Source organism: Mycetohabitans endofungorum (assembly GCF_037477895.1).
Classification (GTDB): domain Bacteria; phylum Pseudomonadota; class Gammaproteobacteria; order Burkholderiales; family Burkholderiaceae; genus Mycetohabitans.
Window position 1 is genome coordinate 87,774 of sequence record NZ_CP132744.1, and the last position, 16,057, is coordinate 103,830.

Here is a 16,057-nt window from a genome sequence, read left to right on the forward strand (position 1 = left end):
CCGTTACCGCTGCAAAATGGCGCTTCGGCGCTTTCAATATCGAGTCAATGATCATGTCAGCCCGTTTGTCTAAACGCATGTCCGCCACCGTCTGGCGTGCCGCTCACATCACGCGTATCGCACAACGGCGCGCCGCGCGTTCACTGCGCCATCATGTCGCGCGCACACGCGCGCTGGCCGCGCATTTGTCGCACACTATCGCGCAGCGCTGGAGCAGCAGCAGCGTACGCGCGTGGGCGCACTCGCTCGTCCATCTGCGTCTACACAGCATCTGGCGTGCCTCGCTGGGCCGCTCGGTGCGCGTTGCGCCGGCGCGAGCGCTGCGCCATCCGCGCCAAAGGCCCCGCCTTCATCTGGTGCGCGCGCCGCGCCGCCATGCCCCTCCATCCGGCCCCTGGTCGCCGTATTTCGGCAGCCGCTGAACCGTGCCGGCCCCGGACACCGGGGCCACGCCGGCAGCGCGCGACGCACGTGCCGTGCCCGCCGGCGACGCCTACCTGCAGTCGAGCCGTGCCGCGGCATCAGCTGCCGCAGATCTCGGAAGCAGCGGTCGGCGCCGCCACCGAGCCGGTTTCGATATCCAGTCGCGCAACGTCCCAGCCACCGCCGAGTGCCTTGATCAGTCCGACCGACGCAGTCATGCGTTGACCAGCCAGCGACTGCAATGTCTGCCGCGCGGATAGCAGGCTCGCCTGTGCGGTGAGCACCGACAGGTACGCGGCGGTACCGGCCTTGTATTGGTTGAGTACGATGTCCAGCGCCTGCTGAGCCGAATCGACGCTGGCTTGCTGCAGCATGATCTGCTGCTCCAGGATCCGCAAAGAACTCAGGTTGTCCTCGACATCTTGGAGCGCCGCCAGCACGGTCTGCCGGTACACCGCGACTTGCTCGTCGTAGGCAGCACGTGCCGCGTCGACTTTTGCGCTGCGCAAGCCTGCATCGAAGATCGTCGCGGCCAGCTCCGGGCCAAGTGACCAGAACCGCGACGGCGCCCGCAGCAACTGCGCCAGCACCGAACTGGAGAATCCTCCTTGTGCCGACAACGTCAGCGAGGGGAAGAACGCGGCCATCGCCACGCCGATCTGCTCGTTAGCCGCGGCAGCCTTGCGCTCGGCGGAGGCGACATCCGGGCGGCGCTCGAGCAGCGCGCTGGGCAACGATACCGGGATCGCCGGCGGGGTCACGCCAAGCGGTGCGGGTGGCAGCGAGAATGTCGAGGCGGGCTCGCCGACCAGCACGGCGATCGCATGCTCATAGTGTGCCCGGGCGATACCGTTGCCAAGCGCGGCGGATTGCGCCGACTGCAATTGTGTTTGCGCCTGAATCACGTCCGAGCGCGGCACGATACCTTGCCTGTATTGGTTTTGGGTCAACTCGAGCGTGCGCTGATACGCGGCCACGGTCTCGTCCAATATCTTTTGTTGGGCGTCCAACGTGCGCAGCAGGTAATAATTCTGCGCCAATGTCGCCTGCGCGGACAGTCGCGCATTGGCAAGATTGGCTGCAGCCGCCTGCTGCCCAGCCTTCTGTAACGCCACTGCGCGGGCAATTCCACCCCACAGGTCCGCCTCCCATGATGCGTCCAGCGACATACTGAAGTGGTTCGATACGCGCGAGCCGCCGGTCGCCACCCCGCTTGTCGTCGTGCCGCGCGACGCGCTGCCCGATCCGACACGGCTGCCGGAGGCCGACCCGCTGAGGGTCGGGAACCAGCTTGCGCGCGCCTCGGCAGTCAGCGCGCGCGCCTGCCGGTACGCCGCAGCGAACTGCGCGACGGTCTGGTTTGCGGCGTTGAGCCGGTCCATCAACGCGTCCAATTGCGTATCGCGATAAACAGCCCACCAATTGCCACGGTCCTGCTGATCGGCTGGTTGCGCCACTTTCCAGCCGGGCGCGGCCTCCTTGAAACTCGACGGTACTACGACGCCCGGACGCGTGTAGTTGGGACCCACCGCGCAGCCGCTAAGCAATAGTGCGAACGCCAGCGCATAGCGTAAAATGAAGGTACGGTCAGGCGTGGCGGTATCGCGTTGCGCCGCCGGAAAATCGCAAAAGTCCAAATGCATTGAAATTCCTATAACCGGACGCGGTGCTCGGCCCGTTGAACAGCCTGCCGCGCAATGCGAAGCATAAACCACCCAATACGCCGGCGCGTTGATGAACTTCATGGCAAAACGACCCTTGCAAAGCCGCTACCTCGCGGCCGGACTGATCAACACAGGGCCTCGATGGCGAAAACGAAAAACCAGCAGCGCCATTTTATTGCCTATGCAATCTTTTCTTCAAGGTAGCCTAGGCTATGTTTTCTCGCTGCATTGACCTACCTGCCTAGGTTTCAGCGCGCAAAGGTGATCGCGTATGTTGCGTCATCGATGCGGCGACCCAGCAGGTTTAACAACCCGGCCAGACTGCCGCGGGCCTCGCTCGTCGAACGGGCGGTGCCATTGAACAAGAAGCGCCCTTGCTGCCACTGCCCGGCGCCGTCCAGTTGCAGCGGGCCGCTCAGCGTCGCCAGTTGCAGCGCCGCCGCCGGGCCTTGCGCAAGCAACGTGGCACAATAGCTGCCGAGTGGCCGGACCGGCGATATGCGCGAGGCCATGTCGGTCAGCCACACGGTGAGCTGTCCATACGCCTGCTGGTTCAGCACGCGCATGTCGGTCCAGGACAACCGCACGTCACCTTGCAAATCCAGCGTATTGAACGGTGCGCCCAGCCCTTCGAGCAACGTGGCGGGCAACGCCAGTGAACCAGCACCGAGCACGGCCTGGCTGCGCGACGCGTCCAGCGTGACCGGCTGGTGCATGGCTTCGGTATGCTGCAGCGTCATGTGCAAGCGGCCGCCGAACAGCGGCCAAAAGGCAGTGTGCCATTCGACCCGGCCAGGCAGCAGCGTCGAATTGGCGCGATCGTTGCCGGGCGCCAGCAGCAGCGTGGCTGACCCGTGCCACAGCGAGCCAGCCGGATCCACCAAGTTCACCCGTCCGCCGGTGGCCCGCCCGAACTGCGGCGTGATCCACGCGGCGGGCGCGATGCATAGCAGCGTAATGAGCACCGCCAAGCCGCCCGCGACGATCCAAGGCAACGCGCGCGCGATCCGGTGCCAGAAAAAATTCATCGTGGGTCTCGTCGGATCATTTTGTATTAGCCGGCTGCAGCGTCGCGGTGACGTCCACCTGGCCGTCATCCTTCAATGCACTGACATGCGCCTGCGAAACCTTAACCTTGAACTGCCGGCGCACATCGTCCAGCCACGCAACCCAACTGCCGAACTGCCCGTTCTTCAATTGAAGCTGGACGTTGGGACCGGCCACGTTCAACTGCGTCGCCGCCAGCCCGCGTTGCGCGAGCGACGCGGCCAACGCCTCCTTAAGCGCATTGCCGGTAGGCGCACGGCCCTGCGCCTGTACGGCGAGTGAGCGGACCTCATTCGCGTCGGCCGTCATCTGCGCCAGGCGACGCTGCATCGCGGGCAAGTCAGCGCGCAGCTTTGCGCGGCCACTCAGTGCGGGGCCCAACGCCACCGAATACAGTACGACCAGTGCCAGCACGACGCCGCCAATCGTGATAAACTTCTTCTCGCGCGGCGCCCGCTCGCCCCAAAAATCGCTCAGAGCCGTCGCTACGGCGCTTTTCCCTTTCATCGTGCACTCCTGATCGTCCATTTGCCGGTGCTGGTATCTACCTCGCCGGCTACGCCATGGCGGGCCAGGCGTTGCGTCAGTCCGTTATCGACGGCGACCGACGGCTTGAACGTCACCTCCAGCGCGCGGTTGCGATAGTCCAGCTGCGCGATCGTATTGGACGGCACTGGCCCCAGCGAGCGGGCAAGCGCATCGGCCAGCGACAGAAAATCGTCTGGCGCCGGCTCGCCGACAGCCAGCCGCAACTGGTCCAGTTGCCGCGTCATCTGACCGGCCGGATCGAGCACGACCGTGGTTTTCGGAAAGGCGCTGAGCAACAACTCGGTCATTTGTGTATTGATTGCATCACGCTGCCGCGCCAACATCAGCCATTGCACGTTCACGCCAATCACCGCGGCGACGATCGACGCGAGCGCAAGCGCGATGGGCAAGCGCCAGCGCGCGAGCGTGGCGCTGGACAGGTTCCACAATTGCGGCGCGAACTCGAACTGGCATAGGTCGAAGTCCTGCGCCAGCGCGTTGTGTGCCAGCGTCTCGAACGTCAGCGGCAAGGCCTCAATATGCGTGGCCGGCGCCGCCGCGTCATTGCCATCAAGGCTGGCGTGCAGCTCGCTGCCCGGCACCCCGGTGAGCCGATAAAGGGTAACCGGCACATCGGCGGCCAGGGCAGCAAGCGTCGGCTCCAGCGCATCGACCGGCACCGCAAAGCCTTCGCCAAGCGCACCGCGCGCCAGCGCCAGCTCCCAATGCGGCCCAAATGCGCCAGCCAGCTCACCCGGTTCGCCGAGCAGCGTGGCCGGCTTCGTGCGCACGACATCGCCGAGGATCGCGGCGGCGATCGGCAAATGCGCAGGAACGCCGGCCTCATCACCCACCTCAGCATTAGACAGGTCCGCGCCGCCGCCGTCAGCCGCGACCCGGGGCCGTGCCGCGCCGGCGGCAGCCTGCGAGTCAACCTCGTCCAGTGCGTGCTGCACGGCGCCCGGTTGCGGCAGGCATCGCGTGACCGGCACCGCACGCAGCGATGTATGGCCAGCGCTGCGAAACGCATCACAGATAAAGCGGAACCAGCCGCGGTCAATCGCGGCGACCACGCGCTTGCCGTCGATCGGCTCGGCCGGATCGAGCGCGATGTGGCAGGTCTGCGCATCCTGGATCAGGTGATCCTCGATGACATTGGGTAGTGCCTGGCGCAAGCGCGGGCCCTTGAGCGGCGGCACTGTCGCGGCCAGCATCAGCAGGTCGCGCGCGGCTAGTATCAGCACGGTACGGGTGGCGCGTGGCAGCAACGCCAGCGACGCGCGGCCGGCGCGTTGGGTCCGGCCTTGCTTGTCGAGCAGCAGAAACGGCAGATCCGGCAGTTGCCATTCTTGCGACGGCACCGCCGGGTCGCGCGGCGGCAGTTGGACGATCAGCGTGGTCAAGAAGCAGTCCTCGTTCGATGACGGGGTTGAATTGCAAGGCAAGGAAGCGCGACGCGAGGCTGGCGCATCACTCGTCCCTCACACTGACGACGCGCGTGGTCTTGGTCAACGCGTCGCGGTATATCAAAGTCGTACGGATCAATTCGGCACGCTCATGCTGGACTTTGCCATGCACGATAAAGTAGTTCGTGTCGACGCCGATTGTGTTTAGGTCCCTCCCCACCGCGGGGATGCCAGCCGCCTGTAGCGCGAGCTGCACGTCGCCCGTATTGCGAAAGAACACCGTGCTGCGGCGCGCCACCAGCGCTTGCGCCGCACCGATTGACATACCCGGTATAGTGGCGGCGATCACTTCGGCGTTGGCGGTATTCATGTTGAGCACCGTGCTGGTTGGCAGCACGATCACAAACGGCTTAAGACGCGCGACCATCTCCGGCGTAAAACCGGCCACATCCAGCAGCGCGGTTGCATCAACCATCTGGATCGGCCGACGCGCGGCCGCATCGTCACCGCCTTCGAGTCCCGGCTTGTCGGTCAACTCGCCGCTGATCGCTGAGCCGGCCACTGCCTGCTGAACGGACGCGCCACTCGCGCCAAGCGACGCCTGTGCATTCGTCTGAAAGCGCGTCGCGGAGCCCGCCAGGCTGTCACGCACCGCACTGGCGACACGGCCGGCCAATTGTCCATCCAATCCCAGCGACGACAGCAGTCGCTGGAACGCCAGCAGTTGGTTCGAGTCGACCGCGATGACACCAGGGCGTGGAATGGTGACCAGGTTGCGCAAGTTAAAGCGCGCCTGCGCATCCTCGATCGAACCGGACAGGTACGTTGCGGCCCCTTCCTCGGCACGTACCTCGCCGATCTGGCCGAGAAAGTCGGACAGGCGCGTGCGTGCGATGGGCACGCCCCAGATACCACCCAGGTATGTAAAACTTGGCGTGGTATCGCCCTCACTGCGCAGGATCAGCCGCGTCCAATCGGTCGCACCGCGCGAAATCCAGCGCGCCTGTGCCAGCAACCGCTGGTTCTCGATCCGCCGGATCTGCACCTGCTGCCGCCACAGCATTGCGGAGACCAGCATGGCCGCAAGCGCGACCACGAATAGCGCCGTGACGATCGCGGCACCGCGCTCGGCGCGCGTGCGCCGTGGCGGCCGAGCGCAACGCAGAAGATCTGGACGGCGATGGGCGCACATCATCATTCCCCGATCAACAGGACGCGCGTGAGCGGCGCGCTGACCTGCGGCGCGCGCAGCGTCACCTCCAGCCCTGTGGCCGCGCGCAGCAGCGGCGCGGCGTTCAAGCCGGGTACCCTGAGGTTGTTCATGCTCTTCGCGATGGTCGCGTCAACATCGGCCATGGAACGGGTCCAACCGACTTGAGGCACAAACAGACGCATGCGCATCGCGCTAACACCGCCGATCAGCGACACCTCGCTCCAGCCATCCAAGCCGCCACGCAACGCACTGCGCAATTGTCCCCGCGTGGCGATCGGCGGCGACGCGAGACGGATGATCCGACCATTGTCGAGCCGGTAACGCACCACTTGCAACCGCGGCGCACTGTCCTGGGCGAACAGCAGACGCACGATGCGCAGCTCGCCATTACCGATCGCCACCGCCGCGGTGCCCGCCTGGTCATCGGTGGCCGCCTGTCGAGCGTCCGCGCGCATCTGATCGAACAGCTGCGCCAGGACGCGCTCGTCCTCCATTGAGCGGCTGATCGCCTCGCGACTGCGCGTGATCGAATCCAACCCGCGCCACGACAGCACGGCGATCACCGCCAGGATCGCAATCGCGACCAGCAGTTCGATCAGCGTGAAGCCACGCTGCTGGTCAGAGCGAGCGGCTGGTTTCATTGGCGATGACCGTAACCATTTGCACCAGGTAGCCCGGCTGCCCCGGGGTGGCGACAAACACCTCAACGCGCCGGAAGATCGGATTCGGGGTGGCCGATACTCGCTCCGTACAACTCAATGCGAGATTGCCCTGCGAACAGTCAAACGTGCGCGAGCCGATATTGGGCCACGCCTTCGTCAAATGCAGCCTGGCTAGTTCGTTGTCTGCACTCCAACCCGCATACATGCGCTTGTTCAACTCGCTGCTATTAACGGCCAGCACGCCGACCGCACGCAACGATGCAGCAAGCGCGATCGCAATGATCGCCAACGCAACCAGCACCTCGATCATCGTGAAACCACGTGTGCCGCGCCTCATCTCAATGCACCTCGAAGCGGCCATTGCCATTGCCGGCGATGCTGACCTGACCGATCGCCGAATAAAGCGTGACCTGCACCGGCGTGTCGATGCTCTCCAGCCCGAACACGATCCGGCTGGCCGTCTCGTCCGATCCTGGATAACGTATCGCCACCCCAGTCACTTCCGTGTCCCAGCGACGCGGCGCAAGCAGATCGTCACGCAGTGCACGCCAGCCATCCGCGGTACGCACCTCGAAGCGATAGCCGCCTGCTACCGGCACCCAGGCGATCGGCTGGGAACGCACCTGCGCCTCGTCGCCGGCCGACTCGAACAGCAACGCCAGACGCTGCGCCTGCTCGTTCAGATCCGTGCGCGGATTGCGCGTCATCGTCAGCGTCGCCATCGATACCAGGATGCCCGCGATCACCAGCACCACCAGCATTTCCAGCAGCGTGAAGCCGGCCGCCCCGCACGCGCCTCGGCACGGCTGCACACAGCCAGCGCCGCGCGCCGCGGCGCCACGGGCGATCATCGCCACGCCCATCACACGAGCCATGAGCTGCGCGCTGGCTCGCGCACTACTGCCACGAGCCGATGTCGGCGTCGTTGCCCTCACCGCCTGGCTTACCATCGGCGCCATAGCTAAACACGTCGATTTCGCCGTGCACGCCCGGGTTCAGGTACTGATACGGGTTACCCCAGGGATCATTCGGCAGCTTCTCGAGGTAGCCCCCTTCCTTCCAATTGTTTGGCACCGGATCCGTCGACGGCTTCTGGATCAACGCACGCAAACCTTGCTCCTGTGTCGGGTACCGGCCGTTGTCGAGCCGGTACAGCTTGAGCGCATCCATAATCGTATGGATGTCCTGGCTCGCCGCCACGCGGCGTGCCTGATCGGGACGACTCATAATCTTGGGCACTACCAGGGCGGCCAGGATCCCAAGGATCGCGATCACGACCATAATTTCAATCAGCGTAAAACCACGCTGGCGGCGCGCCGACGTGCCGGCCTGACGGCGAATCGTTGGTCTTGCGTATTGCATTCCTACCTCGTTACTCGAATTAACTGAAAAAAGCCGTCGTGATGCGCCAGTGCATCGGCGCTCATCGACCAGCCTCGTGCCGCAGCCATTTTAAGCCGCTGTCCGGGCGACCGGTCCGCACGGCCGCCGTTTTGCGCTCCCCCGTGGCGCCATGACGCACGCGCTCGCCATGCCGTCTGCTGTGATCTAACGCCATGCACTCTTCTCAATGTCATATAAGCTCGTACAATATCTGCCATGAACTTTCTGACTCAACGCCTTGCGGTGCGGCTTGCATCGCTCGCCTTGTTCGCCGTGCTGTGCGCGACCGTCACTTACTGGGTCGTCACGCTCGGCTCCCGCGACACCGCACCGCTTCCAGCCGCCGCGCCGGGCCGTCTGCCGGTCACCATCGACGCGGCGCAGACCCTGTTCGGCTCGCACGCCGGCGACACGCGTGCGGCCAACATCCACCTGTCCGGCATCCTCGCGCTGGCCGACGGCGCGGCCGCGATCGTGTCGTACGGCGCTGACCCGGCCCGCGCGATATCGCTAAACAGCCCGATTGCGCGGGGTGTGAAGCTCGTCGCCGTGCGGCAGCGCTCGATCGTCGTCGAACGCAATGGCGGGCGCTCAGAAATCTTCCTGCCCCCCAACGCACAAGGCCAACCAACGATCTACGTGCGCTGAACCACAGGCAATGAACCACGGCGCGGCGACCCCCGCCGCGTCGCGGCGCTCAGCCCACCATGCTGTTCAACTCGATGATCGGCAGCATCACCGCCAGCACGATCACCAGCACCACCCCGCCCATCGCGAGGATCAACAGCGGTTCCAGCAAGCTGGTCAGGAACATCGTGCGTCGCTCCAGTTCCAGCGCCTCGCCTTCCGATGCACGGTCGAGCATCGACGTCACGTCGCCCGTCGCTTCGCCGGAGCGAATGAGATGCACTAACACTGGCGGAAAGGTACGCGTGTTACCCAACGCGCGTGACAGCGAGGTTCCCTCGCGCACGCGTACGATCGCCTCATCCACCAGCGAACGCATGGCACGATTGTTCAATGTTTCCCCGGCGGCCTGAAGCGCGCGCAGAATCGGCACGCCGGCGGCGGTCAGGATCCCGAGCGTCGACGCGAAGCGCACCGTGTTATAGCCGCGCACCAGCTTGCCGGCGAGCGGCGCGCCGAGCAACCAGCGATCAAACGCCAGGCGCGGCCCGCTTTGCTGCAGGATGCGACGCACGAGCCAGATCGTGACCACCACGGTCAACAGAATCGCCCACCAGCCGTGCCGCACGAACGACGACAGCGACATCATCATCACCGTTAGCAGTGGCAATTGCTGTTTCGTGCTCGCGAACACGCTGACCACCTGCGGCACCACGTAGCTGAGCAGGAACGTCACAATGCTGAACGCCACCAGCGTGACAATGGCAGGGTACGTGAAGGCGAGTTGGATCTTCGAGCGCAGCGCGTTGCGCTGCTCGATATAGTCAGCCAGCCGGGACAGCACGAGCCCAAGCTTGCCGGTATGCTCGCCGGCCGACACCAGTGCGCGATAGATCTCTGGGAAATCGCGCGGATGCTGCGCCAGCGCGCCGGCCAGTGACTGACCGCCGAGCACTTCGGCACGGATGGCAGCAATCAACTCGCGGATGTACTCGCGCTCGGCCTGGTCCGTCAGCACACCGAGCGCTTCGTCCAACGGCAGCCCGGCGATCAACAAACTAGCCAGCTGGCGCGTAAAAAGTGCCTGCTCACGCTGCGACAGCTTGCGACCGAATACCAGCCGCTGGCTGCGCTCGCCACGCGCGCGGCTGCCAGCGGCCTCAACCAGTAGCGGCGTCAACCCTTGCGTGCGTAACTGCGCACGCGCGGCGCGCGCGCTGTCGGCCTCAACTACGCCGCGTTGCGACTTGCCTGTGGCGTCAATCGCCTCGAATCGGAAAGCGGGCATAAGCGGTCCGTGTTATTCCCCGCCGGTCACGCGCAGCACTTCCTCGAGCGAGGTCACGCCGGTGTCGAGCCAGCGCTGCGCATCCTCGCGCAAGGTACGCATGCCGCCCGCGCGTGCGCGCTGGAGCAGTTCGGCATCTGATGCATTGCGGTGAATCAGCGTGCGGATCGCGTCATCAATCACCAACAGCTCATAGACGCCACGGCGGCCGGTATAACCTGAGTGGCCACATTTGTCGCAACCGACCGGATGCCACTGCACGCGGCCATCATCAACGCTCTGTCGCTTACATACCGGACACAATTGGCGCACCAGACGTTGCGCGAGCACGCCCAGCAGGCTCGACGCAAGCAGATAGGGCTCCACGCCCATGTCGGTAAGCCGCGTCACCGCGGATGCCGCATCGTTGGTGTGCAACGTGGCCAGCACCAAATGCCCGGTCAGCGACGCCTGCACCGCGATCTGCGCCGTTTCTAGGTCGCGGATTTCTCCAATCATGATGATGTCCGGATCCTGCCGCAGGATTGAGCGCAGCGCGCGAGCAAAATTCATCCCGATGCGATCATTGACCTGCGTCTGCCCAATGCCGGACAAGTCGTACTCAATCGGATCCTCGACCGTCATGATGTTCGACGTCTCGGTCTCCAGCCGCGACAGCGCCGCATACAACGTCGTGGTCTTGCCCGAGCCAGTCGGGCCGGTCACCAGCACGATGCCGTGCGGGCGTCCAATCAGCTTGTCGAATTGCGCAAGCGTATCGGGGCCCATTCCCAGCCGCTCTAGGTTCAGTCGCTGCGCATCCTTCTCGAGCAGCCGCAGCACCGCGCGTTCACCGTGACCAGTGGGCAGCGTCGATACCCGGACATCAACCGGACGCCCGCCGACGCGCAACGTGATGCGCCCGTCCTGCGGCAAGCGCTTTTCGGCAATGTCCAGTTGCGCCATGATCTTGATGCGCGAGATCAGCGCGCCATGCAGCGCCTTTTTTGGCCGCACCACGTCGCGCAACGTGCCGTCCACGCGAAAACGCACGACCGACGTGTGCTCAAACGGCTCGATGTGGATATCCGACGCGCCTTCGCGCGCAGCTTGTGTGAGCAGCGCATTGATCATCCGAATAATCGGCGCGTCGTCCTCGGACTCGAGCAGATCCTCGACCTCCGGAATGTCCTGCATCAGCCGGGACAAGTCGACTTCGCCCTCGACCTCGCCGACCACTTGCGCAGCGCTGCCATCCTGCCGCGCGTACGCGCTGTTGATCGCCTGCGTCAATTCATCTGACGGCAAGCGGGTCAGCGTCAGCGCGCCGAAGTTGCGCGCCACCTCAGCCAGCGCCGCGGCACTGGTGCGCTCGCTGATCCAGACATCCAGTCCGCTGGCGTGCTGGTGCGCGATCAGGATCTGGCCGCTGCGCGAGAACGCGTAAGGCAGCAGCCGCGCGGCCAATGGCGACGGCGGCTCGCGGCCGACAACGGTTTCGTTCGAAGCAGTCACGGTACGCATCAACGGACCTGTCGTTACAGAAAGGGCGGGCGTCACGGACGCTGTTCGGGCGTCACCGTGGAATCGACCGGCGACGCGGGCGCCGGCAACGCGCCCACCGGTGCAGCAGCATCGTCGACGGACGCGTTGGTTGCACCGGGTGCACCCGGTGCAGTACCAACAGAGGGCGGTGCGCTCGCCGCTGCCGCGCCATTGTCGCGCGCATCAACTCCATTGCCATGGTACGGTCCGCCGCGGCCATATGTCGAGCGCAGGTCGAACACGTTGTTCGCTGCGGGCCCGCCTCCCTCGTTCGGCCCCAGCGGCGCGGGCGGCAGCAACGGCGTTTCGCGGTCCTTGATGATCCGGTTATCCGATTGGTATGCAGCCTGCTCAGCGCGCAAGTACTCGTAGCGGTCCAGCGCCAACTGGCTACTGGTGCTCTGGTCACGTACGATCACCGGACGCAGGAACACCATCAGGTTCGATTTCGTGCGCGCCTTCTGTTCGCTACGGAACAGGCTGCCGAGCACGGGGATATTGCCCAGCCACGGCACCTTCGAATTGCCGTTCATGTAGTTGTCCTGGATCAGGCCGCCGAGCACGATAATCTCGCCGTCGTCCGCGAGCACGGTGGACTGGATCGAGCGCTTGGTGATCGACACCCCACCAGGGTTGGACTGCGTGCCTTGCTGCACGGCGGAATCCTCCTGGTAGATTTGCAGCTTCAGCACACCGCCCTCGCTGATCTGCGGCTTGATATGCAGCGTGATCCCCACGTCCTGGCGATCGAACGTGTTGAACGCGCTGACCGACGTCGTCGTATTGGCGGTCGGCGTCGCGTACGAACCGGTCACCACCGGTACGTTTTGGCCGACCACGATCCGCGCCTCTTCATTGTCCAGCGTGATTAGGTTAGGCGTGGACAGGATGTTGGTATCGCTGCTCGTGGCCAGTGCCTGCAACAGGCCGCCCAGACCGAAGACCTTACCGAAGCGGTGCAACAGGCCGATGTTCAGGCCGTTGTTGAGCAAATTGTTCGGGCCAATCTGTGCAGCCGCGGTGGCCGGGTCCTGCGCGACGATGGCGCCGGTGGCGCTCAAGCCGACGATGCCCTGGCTGCCGTTTGCATTGAAGTTCGAGCCGCCATACAACCCATTGTTGCCGTTGTTCGACAACAGCGCGCCCTGCCATTGGATACCGAGGTTGGCACCGGTGGTCGCGTTCATGTCCACGATTACCGCTTCGATGTAGACCTGCGCCCGGCGCTGGTCGAGCTGGTCGATCACGTTGCGGATGTTCCGGTACAACGGCTCTGGCGCGGTGATGATGAGCGAATTGGTGGCTGGGTCGGCCTGCACGATGCCGCCCTGTGCATTGTCGTCGTTGCTAATTTCCTTGTCGCTGAAACTCTGGTCCCTCGACTGCCCGGAGCCGAATCCGCCGATGCCGCCACTGCCCGACAGCGGGTTGCGGCTCATCGCACTGGACGAGCCCGACGGCAGCGGTGGCAGCCCAGAGGCGCCAGTGGAGTTGCCAAGACCGCCGCCGAATGAATCGGATTTACCGCCGCTGCCTAGCGATTCCGAGCCCGTTGCGCCGCGGCTGCCCTGTCCGAGCATGCCGCGCAGCGTCTTGGCCAAGCGCACCGCTTCCGCGTTGCGCAGCGGCACCACATGGATATTGCCCGGTTGCGTCGTCGGCGCGTCCAGCGTCGCAATCAACGATTTCGCCGCCGCCAGCCTTGACGGGCTCACCGCGCGCAGCAGCACCGAATTGGTCCGCGGGTCGGCGTTCACGCTCACGCGCAGCGTCGCATCGGTGCCCCCGATTGCACCCGGGTCGAGCAGCTTGCCCAGTTGTTGCGCAACATCGACCGCGCTGGCGTTCTTCAACGGCACGATCTGCACTTGTGTCCCGGCCGACGTGTCGATGCCCTGGATGATCCGGCCGATACGGCGCACGTTGTCCGCGTAGTCGGTCACCACCAGCGTATTGTTCGCCGGATAGGCGGCAATTTGGTTATTTGGCGAGATCAATGGGCGCAACACCGGCAGCAGGTTGTTCGCTGACTCATTGCGCAGTTGGAACACCTGGGTGACCACTTGGTCGCCGCGGGCCGGCGTCGTGTTGCCGATATAGGTCGGCACGCCTTGCAGCTTCGCATCGGCTTCCGGCACGACCTTCAGCACCCCATGGTCCTGCACCAGCGCGAACCCCTGCATCCGCAACGCGGACTGCAGCGTCTTGAGCGCTTGATCCTGCGGCACCGGCTGCTCGGAAACGAGGTTCAATTGCCCCTTAACACGGGGGTCGACAATGATCGTCTTGTTGGTCGCCGCGCCGACTGCCTTGGCGACCTGGTCAATATCGGCATCGACGAAATTCAAGGTGACCTGCGCGCGAGCGGGCGACGCCCCGAGCACGGCGGCGATCAGACCCGCGACCAGCAGCGAACGCGCCATGCGCCGCGCAGGAAAACGATTCTGTGTCATTGGATAGTGGTGTTTGGCGCCGGCCGGGCGGTGCCCAGGCCGATCAATTATGCAAGTAGTTTGGTGTGATGCCGCAAAAGATGCCATGCGGGGTGCCAAAATTGCAACATTAACAGCTTTTTAACGCTGAACTATCACAAGAACGATCATTCGTCGAATTCGGACAAAAAGCTATCTCTAACCGATCCTTACTTGCGCACGCATTGCTCACCATGGCAAAAATGCCGGCGGCGGATTATTCCGCCTGCCGCCTCTGTGAGCAACCGCCTAGTTCCGCCGCCTATCGTGCCAGATAATGGGCCACGCGCGGCACAACTCGGTGGCGTGCCGCGCAGTGACGCGTGCCGGCGCGAAGCCACGCCCCAGACCGGGCATCCCAATGCGTTACCATGAGCGACGAAGTGGCACGAGGGTACACGTGCCGGCACGCGCCGGCCGTGCCGGAGTCGCATTGTACACGCCGGGTGCCGCCTTGAAACTGCTCCTGTCCGAAACGATGAAATTGAGATCCGTCACCTCGATCGCCTTTGCCGTCAGCCTGCTCGCGCTGACGTCACCGCGCGCGCATGCGGACTGCTTCGACAACGCGGCTGCCTATCATCACGTGAATCCACTGATCCTGCGCGCGATCGCGTGGCAGGAGTCGCACAACCGACCTGATGCGCTGCACAAGAACGCGAATGGCTCGACCGACTACGGCCTGATGCAGATCAACTCGATCCACCTACCCAAGCTTGCGTCGTACGGCATCTCGCACCAAACGCTCATGGAACCATGCAAAGCCGTCTACATCGCCGCCTGGCACTTACGGCGCCAAATGGACAAATACGGCAATACCTGGCAGGCGGTCGGTTCTTACCATTCCGAAACACCGGCGCTGCGCGACAAGTACGCTAAGCAAATCATGGCGATCCTGAACAAGTGGAACCTGCTCGCACAACGCTGAGCTAAGCGGCACAAGCGACGGCGGCGGCAGGCGTAGAATGTGACGATGACTTCCGCCCCCTCCCTGTCACCGTACTCTGCGGCTTTCTTGGCGCCGGCAAGACCACACTGCTCAATCCTATCCTCGCGAACCGCGCCGGCTTGCGCGTGGCCGTCATTGTCAATGATGTCGCGTCGATCAATATCGATGCGCAACTGGTACGCGGCGCGAGCGAGCTGTCGCACGTCGATGAGCGGCTCGTTGAGCTTTCGAATGGCTGCATCTGCTGCACGTTGCGCGACGCAATGGCAAGCAGGACAGGAGGACGCCGATCCGTCGGCATGGCAGGAATTCGCCGACCCGTTTCCGCAATGGAGCGAAGCGTTCGATCACGTCAGCGATGCCGATGACCCACCCAAGAACACGCCCGGGGTTGCCGGCGTTCGCTAGCCGATCAATGTACACCGCGGTGCCGCGCGCCACGTCCGGCGCGTTCGCCGGACGTGGCGCGGGGAAAGTGCACCCGCTCGCGGGCGGCGGGCGGCACGGCTGCCTGCGTCAGCGCTTACCGCTTGTTGACGGCATCCTTGAACGCCTTGCCGGCCGTGAACTTGACCGTCTTTGCAGCGGGAATCTTGATCGTCTCGCCGGTCTTCGGGTTACGGCCAGTGCGCGCTGCGCGCTTGCCCGAGCCGAAGCTGCCAAAGCCAATCAACTGGACGCTGTCGCCCTTGGACACAGCCTTCTTAATAACTTCGAGTAGCGTGTCGAGCGTCTCACCGGTTTGCGCCTTGCTGGCACCGGTCTGCGCGGCGACCGTGTCGATCAGTTCCTGTTTGTTCATACGTATCCTTCTAAAGTTGGTTGATTATGAACGCCACAAACGCGCCGATTATACGTGTGCGAGCCCTGGC

Annotated in this window: 17 protein-coding genes and 1 pseudogene; 5 read left to right on the forward strand and 13 right to left on the reverse strand. The window is 64.3% G+C overall.

Translation table 11 applies throughout. The annotated features are described in order from the left end of the window. The first annotated feature begins 53 nt into the window (after positions 1-53). On the forward strand, positions 54-422 hold the full coding sequence (locus tag RA167_RS00345) for a hypothetical protein (protein WP_139337418.1): 369 nt from the start codon (positions 54-56) through the stop codon (positions 420-422). Positions 423-521: 99 nt separating this feature from the next. Here RA167_RS00345 and RA167_RS00350 read toward each other — a convergent pair whose 3' ends face one another. From RA167_RS00350 to gspG, 9 genes are all read right to left on the reverse strand, one after another. Then, positions 522-2,066 carry an efflux transporter outer membrane subunit gene (locus RA167_RS00350; RefSeq protein ID WP_139337034.1) on the reverse strand — a complete coding sequence of 515 codons (1,545 nt, stop codon included), beginning with the start codon at positions 2,064-2,066 and terminating at the stop codon, positions 522-524. Positions 2,067-2,335: 269 nt separating this feature from the next. Beyond that, positions 2,336-3,115 carry a type II secretion system protein N gene (locus RA167_RS00355; protein WP_076785836.1) on the reverse strand — a complete coding sequence of 260 codons (780 nt, stop codon included), beginning with the start codon at positions 3,113-3,115 and terminating at the stop codon, positions 2,336-2,338. 16 nt (positions 3,116-3,131) lie between these two features. Next, positions 3,132-3,662, reverse strand: a complete 531-nt coding sequence (gene gspM / locus RA167_RS00360; RefSeq protein WP_076785837.1) for a type II secretion system protein GspM — start codon at positions 3,660-3,662, stop codon at positions 3,132-3,134. Next, on the reverse strand, positions 3,638-5,065 hold the full coding sequence (gene gspL, locus RA167_RS00365; protein WP_076785838.1) for a type II secretion system protein GspL: 1,428 nt from the start codon (positions 5,063-5,065) through the stop codon (positions 3,638-3,640). The genes gspM and gspL overlap by 25 nt, the downstream gene beginning before the upstream one ends. A gap of 67 nt (positions 5,066-5,132) precedes the next feature. Next, complete coding sequence (gspK, locus tag RA167_RS00370) at positions 5,133-6,266, reverse strand: type II secretion system minor pseudopilin GspK (protein ID WP_076785839.1); 1,134 nt, start codon at positions 6,264-6,266, stop codon at positions 5,133-5,135. After that, on the reverse strand, positions 6,263-6,922 hold the full coding sequence (locus tag RA167_RS00375; RefSeq protein WP_076785840.1) for a PulJ/GspJ family protein: 660 nt from the start codon (positions 6,920-6,922) through the stop codon (positions 6,263-6,265). Before RA167_RS00375 ends, gspK begins: the two co-directional genes overlap by 4 nt. Continuing rightward, a complete protein-coding gene (gene gspI, locus RA167_RS00380; protein WP_076785841.1) occupies positions 6,900-7,310 on the reverse strand; it encodes a type II secretion system minor pseudopilin GspI in 411 nt (136 codons plus the stop codon). Before gspI ends, RA167_RS00375 begins: the two co-directional genes overlap by 23 nt. Then, positions 7,282-7,818 carry a GspH/FimT family pseudopilin gene (locus RA167_RS00385; protein WP_370642877.1) on the reverse strand — a complete coding sequence of 179 codons (537 nt, stop codon included), beginning with the start codon at positions 7,816-7,818 and terminating at the stop codon, positions 7,282-7,284. The genes gspI and RA167_RS00385 overlap by 29 nt, the downstream gene beginning before the upstream one ends. A gap of 22 nt (positions 7,819-7,840) precedes the next feature. Next, complete coding sequence (gene gspG, locus RA167_RS00390; protein WP_076785842.1) at positions 7,841-8,305, reverse strand: type II secretion system major pseudopilin GspG; 465 nt, start codon at positions 8,303-8,305, stop codon at positions 7,841-7,843. A 237-nt stretch (positions 8,306-8,542) separates the two neighbouring features. On the opposite strand from gspG, the gene RA167_RS00395 reads away from it, so the two are divergent. Further along, the gene (locus RA167_RS00395) at positions 8,543-8,974 is read left to right on the forward strand and encodes a general secretion pathway protein GspC (protein ID WP_076785843.1); all 432 of its coding nucleotides are present in this window, start codon (positions 8,543-8,545) and stop codon (positions 8,972-8,974) included. Positions 8,975-9,023: 49 nt separating this feature from the next. Here RA167_RS00395 and gspF read toward each other — a convergent pair whose 3' ends face one another. From gspF to gspD, 3 genes are read right to left on the reverse strand one after another with little or no spacing between them, the layout of a single operon-like run. Beyond that, positions 9,024-10,241 carry a type II secretion system inner membrane protein GspF gene (gspF, locus tag RA167_RS00400; RefSeq protein ID WP_076785844.1) on the reverse strand — a complete coding sequence of 406 codons (1,218 nt, stop codon included), beginning with the start codon at positions 10,239-10,241 and terminating at the stop codon, positions 9,024-9,026. 12 nt (positions 10,242-10,253) lie between these two features. Further along, the gene (gene gspE / locus RA167_RS00405) at positions 10,254-11,744 is read right to left on the reverse strand and encodes a type II secretion system ATPase GspE (protein ID WP_076785845.1); all 1,491 of its coding nucleotides are present in this window, start codon (positions 11,742-11,744) and stop codon (positions 10,254-10,256) included. Between the two features lie 32 nt (positions 11,745-11,776). Continuing rightward, positions 11,777-14,218 carry a type II secretion system secretin GspD gene (gspD, locus tag RA167_RS00410; RefSeq protein WP_076785846.1) on the reverse strand — a complete coding sequence of 814 codons (2,442 nt, stop codon included), beginning with the start codon at positions 14,216-14,218 and terminating at the stop codon, positions 11,777-11,779. A 496-nt stretch (positions 14,219-14,714) separates the two neighbouring features. On the opposite strand from gspD, the gene RA167_RS00415 reads away from it, so the two are divergent. The 3 genes and pseudogenes from RA167_RS00415 (at position 14,715) to RA167_RS00425 (ending at position 15,593) form a co-directional block, all read left to right on the forward strand. Continuing rightward, positions 14,715-15,164 carry a lytic transglycosylase domain-containing protein gene (locus tag RA167_RS00415; RefSeq protein ID WP_076787535.1) on the forward strand — a complete coding sequence of 150 codons (450 nt, stop codon included), beginning with the start codon at positions 14,715-14,717 and terminating at the stop codon, positions 15,162-15,164. Between the two features lie 107 nt (positions 15,165-15,271). Then, positions 15,272-15,445 (forward strand): annotated as a pseudogene (locus RA167_RS00420) (GTP-binding protein); the annotation flags it as partial. Beyond that, positions 15,417-15,593 carry a hypothetical protein gene (locus RA167_RS00425; protein WP_175972421.1) on the forward strand — a complete coding sequence of 59 codons (177 nt, stop codon included), beginning with the start codon at positions 15,417-15,419 and terminating at the stop codon, positions 15,591-15,593. The pseudogene RA167_RS00420 and the gene RA167_RS00425, both read left to right, overlap by 29 nt. Before the next feature lie 115 nt (positions 15,594-15,708). On the opposite strand, the gene RA167_RS00430 is transcribed toward RA167_RS00425, so the two are convergent. Continuing rightward, entirely contained in the window at positions 15,709-15,987 is a 279-nt protein-coding gene (locus RA167_RS00430; protein ID WP_076785847.1) for an HU family DNA-binding protein, read from the reverse strand. Positions 15,988-16,057: the final 70 nt, after the last annotated feature.

Coding starts and splice junctions, on each gene's coding strand:
- RA167_RS00345 (WP_139337418.1), top strand. CDS start 54: ATGTCAGCCCGTTTGTCTAAACGCATGTCCGCCACCGTCTGGCGTGCC.
- RA167_RS00350 (WP_139337034.1), bottom strand. CDS start 2,066: ATGCATTTGGACTTTTGCGATTTTCCGGCGGCGCAACGCGATACCGCC.
- RA167_RS00355 (WP_076785836.1), bottom strand. CDS start 3,115: ATGAATTTTTTCTGGCACCGGATCGCGCGCGCGTTGCCTTGGATCGTC.
- gspM (WP_076785837.1), bottom strand. CDS start 3,662: ATGGACGATCAGGAGTGCACGATGAAAGGGAAAAGCGCCGTAGCGACG.
- gspK (WP_076785839.1), bottom strand. CDS start 6,266: ATGATGATGTGCGCCCATCGCCGTCCAGATCTTCTGCGTTGCGCTCGG.
- RA167_RS00375 (WP_076785840.1), bottom strand. CDS start 6,922: ATGAAACCAGCCGCTCGCTCTGACCAGCAGCGTGGCTTCACGCTGATC.
- gspI (WP_076785841.1), bottom strand. CDS start 7,310: ATGGCAATGGCCGCTTCGAGGTGCATTGAGATGAGGCGCGGCACACGT.
- RA167_RS00385 (WP_370642877.1), bottom strand. CDS start 7,818: ATGGCTCGTGTGATGGGCGTGGCGATGATCGCCCGTGGCGCCGCGGCG.
- gspG (WP_076785842.1), bottom strand. CDS start 8,305: ATGCAATACGCAAGACCAACGATTCGCCGTCAGGCCGGCACGTCGGCG.
- RA167_RS00395 (WP_076785843.1), top strand. CDS start 8,543: ATGAACTTTCTGACTCAACGCCTTGCGGTGCGGCTTGCATCGCTCGCC.
- gspF (WP_076785844.1), bottom strand. CDS start 10,241: ATGCCCGCTTTCCGATTCGAGGCGATTGACGCCACAGGCAAGTCGCAA.
- gspE (WP_076785845.1), bottom strand. CDS start 11,744: ATGCGTACCGTGACTGCTTCGAACGAAACCGTTGTCGGCCGCGAGCCG.
- gspD (WP_076785846.1), bottom strand. CDS start 14,218: ATGACACAGAATCGTTTTCCTGCGCGGCGCATGGCGCGTTCGCTGCTG.
- RA167_RS00415 (WP_076787535.1), top strand. CDS start 14,715: ATGAAATTGAGATCCGTCACCTCGATCGCCTTTGCCGTCAGCCTGCTC.
- RA167_RS00425 (WP_175972421.1), top strand. CDS start 15,417: ATGGCTGCATCTGCTGCACGTTGCGCGACGCAATGGCAAGCAGGACAG.
- RA167_RS00430 (WP_076785847.1), bottom strand. CDS start 15,987: ATGAACAAACAGGAACTGATCGACACGGTCGCCGCGCAGACCGGTGCC.